Source organism: Maribacter chungangensis (genome assembly GCF_042676845.1).
GTDB lineage: Bacteria > Bacteroidota > Bacteroidia > Flavobacteriales > Flavobacteriaceae > Maribacter > Maribacter chungangensis.
In genome coordinates, this window is record NZ_JBHTHY010000004.1 from 288,900 (window position 1) to 300,854 (window position 11,955).

An 11,955-nucleotide genomic window follows, 5' to 3' on the forward strand; every position below is an offset into this window, starting at 1 on the left:
AACGAAAGAAACTTAAAACTGTAAATAAAAAATCTATCTAAAAATGGAAACAATAGAACTTAAAACAACTTCAATGCCAAGGATTGGCGATATAGCACCGGATTTTGAGGCGGTAACCACCAAGGGAAAAATAAAATTATCCGATTTTGCCAAGGACAAATGGATCGTACTGTTTTCGCATCCGGCAGATTTTACGCCCGTGTGTACGACGGAGATGAGCGGATTCGCCATTCGAAAAAAGGAATTCGATGCTTTAAACACAGAATTATTGGGTTTAAGCATTGATAGTGTACATGCCCACTTGGGCTGGGTGAACAATGTAAGGGAAAAGACGGGAGTGTACTTTGATTTTCCGATAATAGCGGATATAGACATGAAAGTATCCAAACTATATGGAATGTTACAGCCCAACGAGAGCGAGACCGCAGCGGTCCGCGCTGTATTTTTCATCGACCCTACCAAAAAGATACGGTTAATAATGTACTATCCTTTAAACGTAGGCCGTAACATGGATGAGATTTTACGGGCTTTGGAAGCACTTCAAATTTCCGATGAATTTAAAGTGGCCATGCCGCTGGACTGGAAGAAGGGCGATCAGGTCATTGTGCCGCCACCAAAGACCTTGGCGGAAATGGACGAACGATTAAAGGACGATGCTTTGGAGAAAGTTGATTTCTATCTGGCAAAAAAAGAGTTGAACCTAAACGAATAAAGAATTTAATTTGGTTGGTTGTTTTTAAAGGAAGCGGTCAAGGTAGCATTTGATTGTTTCCTTTTCAAAATAAAACACCTGGTACTAAAAAATAAACTATGTCATTCTTAAGCACCCTATTTGGGAAAAAAAATGAAACCTCGGACAAAATCGCCATACTTGATGCCAACAGCTATAAAGAGGCCATAACCGGCAAAAAAGTACAGTTGGTAGATGTACGCACTGCCAACGAATTCAAAGGCGGGCACATAAAAAATGCAGTAAACATCGATTTCTTTAATGCAGCTGCATTTAGCACCTCCTTTGAAAAAATGAACAAGGAAAAACCGGTGTATCTCTATTGTCGCTCCGGAGCACGCAGCCAGAAGGCTGCACGGAGGTTAATAAATATGGGTTTTACCCAGATTTATGATCTAAAGGGCGGATACATGAGGTGGTAAAAAAGCCACTGGCACTCAAATGTAGTAGGTTAAATTGATGGAAAATAAAAAAACAACGAATTATGAAAACCGCTCTTGTAATACAAAATCTAAAATGTGGCGGATGCGCCCATACGATTACGGCTAAATTAACCGAACTGGAAGCGATTTCCAATGTAAAGGTAGATGTGGAAAGTGCCACGGTTTCCTTTGAGCACAAACACGATGAAGATGCCCTTGCCGTAGCCAATAAGTTAAAATCCTTGGGATATCCGTCTGTGGATGATAAGAACTCTATGGGGGCTAAAGCCATGTCCTTCGTGAGCTGCGCTACCGGAAAATTATCCAAAGCATAAAACAACTTTTTCACCCCTTATTCTCGGCAATAGCTCACCTAAAAGCCATTTGTATGAAATACGTTATTTTTTTACTATTCGTTTTTACCATTCTTAGCTGCAAGGATAAGGTCAAGTCCGCTCCCATGGAACCCATTGCGGATACCCGGATAGCGACTATTAACGATACCAATACAGGTAAGAGACTCTTGGAAACGGAGTGTTATACCTGTCATAACCCAAAAGCGGATGAAGCTAGTATGATCGCCCCGCCTATGTTTGCCATTAAGAAACACTACATAGACGAGAACACTACTAAGGAAGCCTTTACCCAAGATCTTATCAGGTGGATAAACGACCCAGAGGCGGAGACCAAAATGCCGGATGCCCAGCGTAGGTTCGGTAAAATGCCCTACATGCCTTATCCCGATGATGAAGTAGCACAGATGGCAGCGTACTTGTATGATAATGAAGTAGAAAAACCCGATTGGTTCGATGCGCACTTTAAAAAAGAACACGCTAATGGTAAGGGCATTGGAAGAGGTCTTGGTAAAGGAAAAGGGTCGGGAAATGGTAAAAACAGGCAAGTAGATACACCACAAGATCCCTATGCAAAAACCGGTATGCAATATGCCTTGGCGGCAAAAGGAGCCTTGGGCAAAAATCTGATGAAGGCCATACAGGAAAAGGGAACGGGAGGGGCACTGGAATTCTGTAATGTAAAAGCATTGCCCTTGACAGATAGCATTGCCCAGCTTAAAAATGCCAAAATCAAACGGGTATCGGACAAGCCTAGAAATCCCGGGAATACCGCCAATACAGAAGAGCTTGGTTATATTTCCTATTTCAAGGGACTGATTGCCTCCGGAATCGAGCCCAAACCTATTGTAAAGGAAGCCAGGGGTGAGGTCCAGTTCTATTTCCCGATCACTACCAACGCCATGTGCCTGCAATGCCACGGAACGCCCAATGAGCAAGTGCAACCGGCAACCATGGCCAAACTTCAAGAGCTATATCCAACGGACAAGGCGCTTGGTTATGACACCAATGAAGTACGAGGGATCTGGGCCATCGTGTTTGATAAGGAAAACCAAAAATAACATGAAAACGCTGGGCCTTATCGGTGGTACTTCCTGGCATGCTACGATAGTGTACTATAGGCTGATCAATGAATTGGTGGGCAAGCATATTGGTACACAAGAAAATCCGCCTATAATTATCCATAGCATCAATATTAAAGTGATGCGCGAACAAAATTTGGATAAAATACATACTACCTATTTGGATGTTGCCCAAAAACTGGAGAAAGCAGGTGCACAAGCCATTGTTATTTGTGCCAACACACCACATATCGCATACAATTTTGTACAACCAAAAATCAATATTCCCATCTTGCACATCGCCGATGCAACCGGAAAGGAAGCAGCAAAATTGGGTCTTAAAACAATGGGGCTATTGGGCAATCGGCCTACAATGACAAAAGGATTTATACCTAAGATTTTGAAAAACACCTATGGTATTGAAACCCTTGTTCCCGAGGAAGTAAATGTAGCACGTGCGCATAATTTTGTCTCCAACGAGTTGACCCATGGTGTTTTTACGGATAAGGCTAAAGGCTTTTTTCTAGAAGAGATAGGACGGCTAAGGGAGCGTGGAGCGGAGGGCATTATCCTAGGGTGTACGGAGTTGCCCTTATTGATCAAGAAGGGGGATGCGGACATTCCGTTACTTTCTACAACGGATCTTCATGCACAGATGGCGGTCGATTTTATTTTAGGTTGATGTTTTTATACGCGTTTTTTGGTAAAATGATAATGGATCGGTAACACCAAAATAGTTGGAATGAAGGATTTTTGGAATAAGAGATATGAGGAAAATTCCTTTGCATACGGAACACTTCCCAATACATTTTTTAAACAGCAGTTAGACAGATTAACTCCCGGGCAAATCCTATTACCGGCCGAAGGAGAGGGGCGAAACGCCATTTATGCGGCACGCCAAGGCTGGCAGGTTATGGCGTTTGATTTTAGTGCAACTGGCATGAAAAAGGCAATTAGCCTTGCAGAACAACATGAAGTTCACATCGATTATGAAGTCGTGGATGTACTTGATTTCAGCTCGGATAAAAAATTTGATGTCATAGGTCTTAGCTACGCTCATTTTCCAGCCGATATTCGGGCGCAAGCGCATGATCGTTTACTTAAATTCTTAAAGCCTAAGGGTACCGTAATTTTTGAGGCCTTCTCTAAAAATCAATTGGGGAAACCGTCTGGCGGCCCTAAGAATGAGGATATGCTTTTTTCGATTAAAGAATTACAAAATGAATTCAGCGCTGTGACTTTTGATTTTCTCGAAGAAAAAACAATAATCCTCGAGGAGGGAGAATACCACCAGGGAGAAGCATCGGTAATTCAGTTTGTAGGACGATTAAGCTAAGGATTCTAAATTCCGCTGATTATAATCTAAATAAAATGAAACCTTTAGGTTTTTATTGATGTTCTAATTGGGAAATGGTATATTATCGATAACGAATCAATATCATTTTTAAAACGTACTTAAAGTGTACTTGAAGCAAACATGAATAAACTACAGTTCGAAATAGGAAAGATTCAGCATACACGAAAGGCACGAAGAATTGAGCAACTGTTGGGTAAACAAAAAGGTGTGCATCATGTTTCTGTTTCACATTCGGGTGTAGTCCAAGTGGAGTGGGACACCAACCAGATAAGTCGGTCCGATCTTGTTTCTTCCGTAAAAAAATTAGGGTTGCCAATTGTCAATGTAAAAAATAATAATGTACCGCCTCACAAAGATGACCATCACCATGCCCACGCTAATCTTCAGTTTTTAGGGGAAAACACCGAGCTTTATTTTGCTATAGTTAGTGGTGTATGTTGGATTGCGGGAGTTGTTCTTTCCTTTATCTCCGGTATCCCGGAAAATATGGCTACCATTCTATTCATTATCGGAGCAGCTTTTGGCGGATTCTTCACGTTTATTGAAGCTGGTAAGGATTTGCTCCGGGGAAAGTTTGAAATAGATTTTCTCATGCTTTTTGCTGCCATAGGGGCGGCCGCTTTGGGAAAGTGGGGCGAAAGTGCATTGTTGCTTTTTTTGTTCAGTTTGGGACATGCCTTAGAACATTATGCTATGAGACGGGCAAGAAAGTCTATCGCAGCCCTTTCAGATCTGGCTCCTCCCGTGGCCTTGGTCCAACGAAATGGCGAATTGGTCGAAGTACCCATCGAAACGCTGAATTTAGGCGATATCATAGTGGTACGGCCCAATACTAAAATAGCTGCCGACGGGGTGGTCATAAAAGGAACAAGTCCTGTAAATCAAGCGGCTATTACCGGCGAAAGTGTACCTGTGGATAAACGACCGAGTACTAATTGGCCGCGCGAAAATGAGGTTACAAAACTGCTTCCGGAACACCGGGTGTTTGCGGGTACCATGAACGGTACCGGTGTTCTGGAGATTAAAGTGTTGAAACGAGCTATGGACAGTACGCTTTCTCGATTGATAACCTTGGTTAAGGAAGCCGAAACACAAAAATCGCCCACCCAGCACCTTACCGATAGGTTTGAGAAATATTATGTGCCTTCTGTTTTGGTTTTAGTGCTGTTGTTAATGTTTGCCTTCGTCGTTATCAATGAGACTTTTGAGCAGAGTTTTTACCGGGCAATGTCCGTATTGATCGCTGCATCGCCGTGTGCATTGGCCATCTCTACGCCTAGCGCGGTATTGGCAGGAATAGCAAGGGCCGCTCGCCAAGGCGTCCTGATAAAAGGAGGGAGACCGCTTGAAGATTTGGGCGGGATAGGTGCTATTGCCTTTGATAAAACGGGAACGCTTACCCAAGGTAGGCCAACCTTGACCAATGCCGTTCCATTTGGAACCACCACCAAAGAGCGGTTATTAAATATTGCCGTTGCGGTAGAAGCTTTGAGCGACCATCCTTTGGCAGCTGCAATTGTTGAGGCAGGGAAGAAGGAATTGGGCGATATCGATATACCAGAGGCCGAGAACCTGAAAGCTTTAGTTGCAAGGGGTATCCAAGCCAATTGGGAGGGTAGCCTGGTCCATATTGGCAATCGAAGGCTTTTTGAGGAATTAACGGGAGAAAAAGTTCCGGAAGAAATTGACCTGAAAATGTCGGCACTTGAATCAGGGGGGCATACCGCCATGATTGTTCATCAAGATGAAACCTACCTGGGTATCATTTCGGTAATGGATATTGCCAGACCAGAAGCCATTGCAACCCTGGCTACCTTAAAAAAAATGGGCATAAAGAGGATGGTGATGCTTACGGGGGACCATCAGAAAGTAGCTGATGCCATAGCTAAGAATATAGGAATTACCGATCCTATGGGCAGTTTGCTTCCCGAAGATAAAGTAACTGCCATAGAACGGCTCTTAGAAAAAGAAGGTAGCGTTGCCATGATAGGGGATGGTGTAAACGATGCTCCGGCAATGGCCAAAAGCACTGTTGGTATCGCCATGGGTGCCGCAGGTTCTGATGTAGCGTTGGAAACGGCCGACATTGCCTTAATGGCGGACAAGCTCGATAATCTTCCGTTCGCTATCGGTCTGAGCCGAAAGGCGAAACGTATTATAAAGCAAAACCTGGTCATTAGTCTAGGCATGGTTGCCCTTTTGGTTCCTTTAACGATTATGGGAACCATAGCCATAGGACCTGCCGTAGTGGGTCATGAAGGTTCTACCTTGATCGTGGTATTGAACGCATTGCGGCTTTTAAGGTATGAATTGTGAAAAAGGCCAGATAATGCGGAGACTTTCGCCATAAGTCTACATCTTAAAAATTAAATATCTTAATACGTACAAATTAAATTACTTATGTAACCAATGTTACTGTATAGCTAGTTTAATAGCATGACCTTTATGATGTCCGGTACGTTACGCATAAAACTGACACAGGTCATTTTAGGTTTGCTGCGGGTACCCTAGATTTCATAAAAATTTAAGCCATGTCAAAAATAGTCATCCTTGGTGCTGGTATTTCGGGCCATGTGGCCGCAGCCCACCTTCGTAGAAAGTTAGCCAAAGAACATGAGGTTGTGGTAGTTTCTCCAAATAGTAATTATCAATGGATACCTTCCAATATTTGGGTAGGCATTGGCAGAATGACATCCAAACAGATACTTTTCCCCTTAGAACCCTTATACAAGAAAAAGGATATTGGTTATAAACAGGCAAAAGTAACTACGTTTCATCCGGAGGGTGACACGGAAACCCTAGCACCTTTTGTAAATGTAGAATATGTGGTTGGAGAACAAAAGGGAAAAACCGAAAAGGTAACCTATGACTACCTGATAAACGCTACAGGCCCTAAACTCGCTTTTGATATGACCGAGGGATTAAATCCCGGAACCAACAAGGCGTATTCCGTCTGCACTTATGGCCACGCAGAGCACGCGTGGGGCGCTTTGGAGGAGCTCATTAAACAAATGAAGCGGGGTAAAAAAGCCAAAATCCTAATTGGCACAGGTCATGGAAAATCTACTTGCCAAGGTGCGGCGTTCGAATATATATTAAATGTGGAGCAGGAGTTGAGAAGACATAAGGTGCGTAATATGGCCGAGCTTACATGGATTGCCAACGAACCGCAATTGGGAGATTTTGGTATGGACGGGATGTTGCTCAGTTACGGGAACAACATTATGAAATCCAGTGAAATGGTAGAAATGGTGTTTGAGGATCGCGATATTAAGTGGATTATTGGTGCCGGAGTCAATAAAATTGAGGATGGCGTAGCGCATTACGAAACCTTGGATGGCGACTACCATTCGGTAACGTATGATTTTGCCATGTTGATTCCCGCTTTTTCGGGCCACGGTTTTAAGGCCTTTGATAAAAATAATCAAGATATAACGGAAAAACTGTTCAAAGGTTTTATGATCGTAGATGCAGATTACACCCCTAAACCCTATGAAGAATGGAGCGTACAGGATTGGCCGGAAACCTACCAAAATCCGTCTTATCCAAACATATTTGCGCCAGGTATCGCATTTGCGCCCCCACATGCAATTTCTAAACCTAGAGTCAGTAAAAACGGTACTCCGATCTCTCCGGCACCCCCCCGTACGGGAATGCCCTCGGGTATTACTGCAAAATTAGTGGCCGATAATATCATTCATACTATTAAAGGAAAGAAAGAGCTCCACCACAAAGGATCTATGGGCAATATGGGAGCGGCCTGTATTGCATCTGCAGGATACGGGATGACCAAGGGAAGCGGTATCAGTATTACAACATTCCCTATAGTACCTGATTTTAAAAAATACCCGGACACGCATGGCCGTAAATTAGGAAAGACTTTTGGTGAAATAGGTCTTGCAGGACATTGGCTTAAACTGGCCCTGCACTATGCATTTATGTATAAGGCCAAGATGAAACCGTTTTGGTGGTTGATACCTGAATAGGGTAAGAAGGTTGAAAGTTCAATGTTCAAGGTTGAAGGTTCAGCTCAAGAAACCATCTAGATACTTGAAACAATGGAAACATAAAGAAGACAGAAACAAAACAGCATGTTATGAGAAGAATATCCAAGTCGAAACGTTTTTATATGATGAACCCTATAATCCAGTTTTTTAAGTTTATTTGGTTGAGCTTAAAAATTATGATAATAGTTGCAGGTGGGCACGGCGGTACCCGTAAAGTATCCAATTAATGAATAGAAAAATTATACTCTTAACGGTTCTGGGTACTATCATAGGTGCCTTGGGAGGGTACATCTACTATGTTGAAATAGGTTGTTTGAGCGGCACCTGTCCCATTACTTCAAAACCCTTGAACAGTGCTATGTACGGCGGTATTATGGGCGGATTGGTAGGTAGTATGTTTGTGCCGTCTTCGAAAAAATAAAGAAATGGTAAACATTTAAAATTTTTGGTTGGTTGTTTTAAAAAGGCACTTTGGTAAAACAAGGTGTCTTTTTTGATATTATGGCTCGTTCTTTAATGCCATTACCGAAATTTCAGTGCATTCAACTACTCCAGGCTTACTTCGGAACATAGCATGAGTTCCGCTTGCGTACCTATTGTGGATGCACCGAGGTTTTTAAATCATCATAAGCGATGTAAAGCCTTTGTATTTATTGCCCTTACTGATCTGGGTCATTTTGAAAGTTAGTTGCGGGACCTAGTTTTACAACGGTAGTAATCTTAAGCTAAATGGTGATAACGATACGATTCTCGTTTTCTTTTGCTGTCTATTTTAATCCTTTCCCCAGCGTAATAGGACTATGAGGCTTACGATAAAATAGTAGTACAATAATTTTGCAAAGTTGCTTTCGATAATTAGTCAATATAGCTCTTGTTTTCATGCCAAAAAAAACGGATAAAAACCCTAAGTAACATTAGTTACTGTACAGACCAAAACACAAGCTTAATTTTGTCAAATAAATATGAAATTATAATGAGATACCATCTTTTGTTACTATGCTTTCTGTTCACTTTTACCCTGCTGCAAGCGCAAGAACCCCAATGGATATCCAAAGAGGAGGTCTTGGTTAAAATGAAGGAAAACAATAATGCCCTAAAAATAGCCGAAACCAATATTAGGGCCGCTCAGGGCGATTTTAAACAGACCAATGCCATTATTCTACCCACTATCGGTGTCAGCCATACGGGAATAGCGACGACCAATCCGCTAATGGCCTTTGGTTCCAAACTCAACCAGGAAATACTTACTGCTGCCGATTTTGATCCCGCGTTACTGAACGATCCTCGCCAAATAGAGGATTATGCCACACGGCTTACGATAGAACAGCCGCTGTTGAATTTTGATGGTCTGCATCAACGTAAGGCCGCCAAGTCCAAGCTAAGGGCAACCGAACTGCAATCTGCCCGTCAGGGACAATATATAACCCTTGAAGTGGATAAAGCGTACATGCAATTGCAATTGGCGTACAAAACGGTAGAGGTACTTAGGAAAGCAAGGGAAACCGCGCTAGAGAACCAGCGGATAGCAAATAACAGCTTTAAGCAGGGTTACCTTCAAAAATCGGATGTTTTGGCGGTAAACGTACGGGTGGCCGAAATTGAAAATCAATTACAATACGCACAAAGTAATGTGCTTAATGCCAGTAACCAGTTATCCGTTTTGATGAACGATACGTCCTATGCGCTTTTAAAACCAGCGGACACCTTAATGATATGGCCTGTTGACGCTACCCTGTTGGCTACCACGACCGTAACGGACAATAGGGCGGATATACAGGCTATGGCCTCTGCAACGGAAGCCTATCAACAAATGCATAAAGCCGATAAAATGTCTTTCTTACCACGCTTGAACGCTTTTGGAACCTATGAACTCCATGATGACGAGATTTTTCAAGGCGATTCGGATGGCTACCTCTTTGGTGCGGAATTGAAATGGAATATCCTTGAGGGTAGCAAGCGCTTTGGAAAAGCGCAAAAAAGTAAGGCGGAATTTGAGAAATCTAAACTAGAACTGGAACAGTACAAGGCCGAAAGTCACGTAGAGTTCAATAGGGCTATGCGTATGCTTCAGGATGCCCAGAACAATTTGGAACTTACCACCTTGTCCTTAGATCAATCGGCTGAATCCTTACGTATACGTACCAACCGTTTTGAGCAAGGCCTGGAAAAAACAACAGATCTTTTAATGGCAGAAACCCAGTATGCCCAAAAGCAATTGGAGTATTATGCCACTATCTTTCAGCACAATTATGCACTGGCCTATGTTCAGTTTTTAATGGCCCCCTAGCTCCCAAAGGGTGGAACTGATGCTCCGAATGGGAAAGCAAAAAAGAACCTATCCACTAAAGCAGGGAATTTAAAAAAAACAGAATTACGAAATACTTTTTACTACATACTAAATACTCATTTTAAACATGAAAAACAGAACATACATTCCAATAGCATTTTTAGCGGTAACGCTAATCTTGACGAGTTGTGGCGATAAAGAACCAAAAGGGTCCGCGGACACTACGCCGGCCGTTTCGGTAGAAGTTAGGGCGACGTCCCAAAATACGGACACCAATTTTTTACCGGTCAGCGGAAAGGTCGAAGCGGCCAACAGTGCGGATATAAGCACTAGAATGATGGGCTATGTAGACAGGATCTATGTGGATATGGGAGACAAGGTAACCAAAGGTCAGTTGTTGCTTAGCATTAATAATGCCGACGTTTCTGCAAAATTGGCCCAGGTAAATGCTGGCATCACCGAGGCACAAGCGGCCTTTACCAATGCACAAAAGGATTATGAGCGCTACACGGCACTCTTTAATGAAAATAGTGCCTCCCAAAAAGAGCTGGATGATATTACGGCAAACTACGAAATGGCCAAAGCGCGGCTTAATGCTGCGAAAGAAATGAAGAACGAGGTAAATGCGCAATTATCATACGCGAACATTCGGGCACCTTTCAGTGGCGTGGTTACGAATAAATTTATAAAAGCCGGTGATATGGCCAACCCGGGAATGCCCCTGTTGGAAGTAGAGTCGCCCGGCACCTACCAGATCATGGCTATGGTTCCTGAATCCGAAATATTGGGAATACAGAACAATACCGAGGTCGATGTGCTTTTGAAAGCTTTGGATAAAACGGTGAAAGGCAATGTAACTGAGGTAAGTACTTCCGCCAAAAATACAGGTGGGCAGTATATGGTAAAGGTGGTGCTGGCCGAAACGGATGCGAACATATTATCGGGCATGTACGCCACGGTTCAATTTCCGGTGGTAGCGAAGGAGGCTTCTAGTGCCATACGGATTCCGTTGGAAGCTGTTGTAGAAAACGGCCAATTGAGCGGCGTCTACACGGTTAGCCAAAGCAATACGGCATTATTGCGATGGTTGCGATTAGGCAGGGTGATGGGCGATGAGGTAGAGGTGCTTTCCGGTCTGTCCGCCAATGAAGAATATATTATCAAAGCGGACGGAAAGCTGTATAACGGAGCGAGGATAGCGGTCCAGTAAATTCGGGGCGGGTTGATAGCGCAGGCCCATGCGGCACGATACACAGTTCGGTAAAATGAAGAAAGGCTCGGGTACTACCCCTTCCGTCTTGTTTTGCGATGGAAAAGTCGGAATACAAGCCACCTTCCCCTACAAAGGGGAAGGTGCAATGAAAGGCTAAAGCTGGTCATAGAACGAGGTCGAGAATGTCAGCTGAAAAAAGGCTCCCCGCCATAGAGAGGGCGGGGCGGATTCCTCCGCCAGGGGCGAGAGGAAGCCGGGAAGGGTGGAAAGCGCAAGCCTTAGTGGCACAACATGGAGTAAGATGTAGTAAGACCGGATGTGATAAGAATAGGCCTGCGTTAGGGATAGAGCCATTGTCGGAGCTCTTTTTTGAACTTGGAACAGGAACGGGTCAACACACAGTGGAGTATATAAAAAGACGAAAACAAATACGAAGACACAAAACAAAAAAAAGCGACTGGCGAAAGCCCGACCGGAGTGTTGCCGTTGCGGTTCTAAAAACCGAAACGGCATAAACGAAGGAAA

General features: G+C 43.4%; 14 protein-coding genes. All 14 read left to right on the forward strand.

The features are described from left to right. The first annotated feature begins 43 nt into the window (after positions 1–43). The 14 genes from ACFQZJ_RS07390 (at position 44) to ACFQZJ_RS07455 (ending at position 11,945) form a co-directional block, all read left to right on the forward strand. Entirely contained in the window at positions 44–712 is a 669-nt protein-coding gene (locus ACFQZJ_RS07390; protein WP_379933490.1) for a peroxiredoxin, read from the forward strand. Between the two features lie 98 nt (positions 713–810). After that, the gene (locus ACFQZJ_RS07395) at positions 811–1,152 is read left to right on the forward strand and encodes a rhodanese-like domain-containing protein (protein WP_379933491.1); all 342 of its coding nucleotides are present in this window, start codon (positions 811–813) and stop codon (positions 1,150–1,152) included. 62 nt (positions 1,153–1,214) lie between these two features. After that, positions 1,215–1,487 (forward strand): heavy-metal-associated domain-containing protein, encoded by a 273-nt coding sequence (locus ACFQZJ_RS07400; RefSeq protein WP_379933493.1) that lies wholly within the window; start codon positions 1,215–1,217, stop codon positions 1,485–1,487. Positions 1,488–1,540: 53 nt separating this feature from the next. Beyond that, positions 1,541–2,566, forward strand: coding sequence for a c-type heme family protein (locus tag ACFQZJ_RS07405; protein ID WP_379933495.1), 1,026 nt, complete (start codon positions 1,541–1,543; stop codon positions 2,564–2,566). 1 nt (position 2,567) lies between these two features. Further along, a complete protein-coding gene (locus tag ACFQZJ_RS07410; protein WP_379933497.1) occupies positions 2,568–3,248 on the forward strand; it encodes an aspartate/glutamate racemase family protein in 681 nt (226 codons plus the stop codon). A gap of 60 nt (positions 3,249–3,308) precedes the next feature. After that, the gene (locus ACFQZJ_RS07415; RefSeq protein WP_379933499.1) at positions 3,309–3,902 is read left to right on the forward strand and encodes a class I SAM-dependent methyltransferase; all 594 of its coding nucleotides are present in this window, start codon (positions 3,309–3,311) and stop codon (positions 3,900–3,902) included. Positions 3,903–4,043: 141 nt separating this feature from the next. Further along, positions 4,044–6,239 (forward strand): heavy metal translocating P-type ATPase, encoded by a 2,196-nt coding sequence (locus tag ACFQZJ_RS07420; RefSeq protein WP_379933501.1) that lies wholly within the window; start codon positions 4,044–4,046, stop codon positions 6,237–6,239. Positions 6,240–6,454: 215 nt separating this feature from the next. After that, on the forward strand, positions 6,455–7,909 hold the full coding sequence (locus tag ACFQZJ_RS07425; protein ID WP_379933503.1) for an NAD(P)/FAD-dependent oxidoreductase: 1,455 nt from the start codon (positions 6,455–6,457) through the stop codon (positions 7,907–7,909). A gap of 110 nt (positions 7,910–8,019) precedes the next feature. Next, positions 8,020–8,157 carry a hypothetical protein gene (locus ACFQZJ_RS07430; protein WP_379933504.1) on the forward strand — a complete coding sequence of 46 codons (138 nt, stop codon included), beginning with the start codon at positions 8,020–8,022 and terminating at the stop codon, positions 8,155–8,157. Then, positions 8,157–8,351 (forward strand): DUF6132 family protein, encoded by a 195-nt coding sequence (locus ACFQZJ_RS07435; protein WP_379933506.1) that lies wholly within the window; start codon positions 8,157–8,159, stop codon positions 8,349–8,351. The genes ACFQZJ_RS07430 and ACFQZJ_RS07435 overlap by 1 nt, the downstream gene beginning before the upstream one ends. 552 nt (positions 8,352–8,903) lie before the next feature. Then, on the forward strand, positions 8,904–10,217 hold the full coding sequence (locus ACFQZJ_RS07440; protein WP_379933508.1) for a TolC family protein: 1,314 nt from the start codon (positions 8,904–8,906) through the stop codon (positions 10,215–10,217). Between the two features lie 127 nt (positions 10,218–10,344). Further along, the gene (locus tag ACFQZJ_RS07445; protein WP_379933509.1) at positions 10,345–11,427 is read left to right on the forward strand and encodes an efflux RND transporter periplasmic adaptor subunit; all 1,083 of its coding nucleotides are present in this window, start codon (positions 10,345–10,347) and stop codon (positions 11,425–11,427) included. Between the two features lie 28 nt (positions 11,428–11,455). After that, positions 11,456–11,587 carry a hypothetical protein gene (locus tag ACFQZJ_RS07450; protein WP_379933510.1) on the forward strand — a complete coding sequence of 44 codons (132 nt, stop codon included), beginning with the start codon at positions 11,456–11,458 and terminating at the stop codon, positions 11,585–11,587. 25 nt (positions 11,588–11,612) lie between these two features. Next, positions 11,613–11,945 carry a hypothetical protein gene (locus ACFQZJ_RS07455; protein WP_379933512.1) on the forward strand — a complete coding sequence of 111 codons (333 nt, stop codon included), beginning with the start codon at positions 11,613–11,615 and terminating at the stop codon, positions 11,943–11,945. Positions 11,946–11,955 lie beyond the last annotated feature (10 nt).

Bases quoted from the DNA above. Each gene is read 5' to 3' on its own strand.
- ACFQZJ_RS07435 (WP_379933506.1), top strand. From the start codon at position 8,157: ATGAATAGAAAAATTATACTCTTAACGGTTCTGGGTACTATCATAGGT.
- ACFQZJ_RS07410 (WP_379933497.1), top strand. From the start codon at position 2,568: ATGAAAACGCTGGGCCTTATCGGTGGTACTTCCTGGCATGCTACGATA.
- ACFQZJ_RS07390 (WP_379933490.1), top strand. From the start codon at position 44: ATGGAAACAATAGAACTTAAAACAACTTCAATGCCAAGGATTGGCGAT.
- ACFQZJ_RS07455 (WP_379933512.1), top strand. From the start codon at position 11,613: ATGTCAGCTGAAAAAAGGCTCCCCGCCATAGAGAGGGCGGGGCGGATT.
- ACFQZJ_RS07415 (WP_379933499.1), top strand. From the start codon at position 3,309: ATGAAGGATTTTTGGAATAAGAGATATGAGGAAAATTCCTTTGCATAC.
- ACFQZJ_RS07445 (WP_379933509.1), top strand. From the start codon at position 10,345: ATGAAAAACAGAACATACATTCCAATAGCATTTTTAGCGGTAACGCTA.
- ACFQZJ_RS07430 (WP_379933504.1), top strand. From the start codon at position 8,020: ATGAGAAGAATATCCAAGTCGAAACGTTTTTATATGATGAACCCTATA.
- ACFQZJ_RS07395 (WP_379933491.1), top strand. From the start codon at position 811: ATGTCATTCTTAAGCACCCTATTTGGGAAAAAAAATGAAACCTCGGAC.
- ACFQZJ_RS07440 (WP_379933508.1), top strand. From the start codon at position 8,904: ATGAGATACCATCTTTTGTTACTATGCTTTCTGTTCACTTTTACCCTG.
- ACFQZJ_RS07420 (WP_379933501.1), top strand. From the start codon at position 4,044: ATGAATAAACTACAGTTCGAAATAGGAAAGATTCAGCATACACGAAAG.
- ACFQZJ_RS07450 (WP_379933510.1), top strand. From the start codon at position 11,456: ATGCGGCACGATACACAGTTCGGTAAAATGAAGAAAGGCTCGGGTACT.
- ACFQZJ_RS07425 (WP_379933503.1), top strand. From the start codon at position 6,455: ATGTCAAAAATAGTCATCCTTGGTGCTGGTATTTCGGGCCATGTGGCC.
- ACFQZJ_RS07405 (WP_379933495.1), top strand. From the start codon at position 1,541: ATGAAATACGTTATTTTTTTACTATTCGTTTTTACCATTCTTAGCTGC.
- ACFQZJ_RS07400 (WP_379933493.1), top strand. From the start codon at position 1,215: ATGAAAACCGCTCTTGTAATACAAAATCTAAAATGTGGCGGATGCGCC.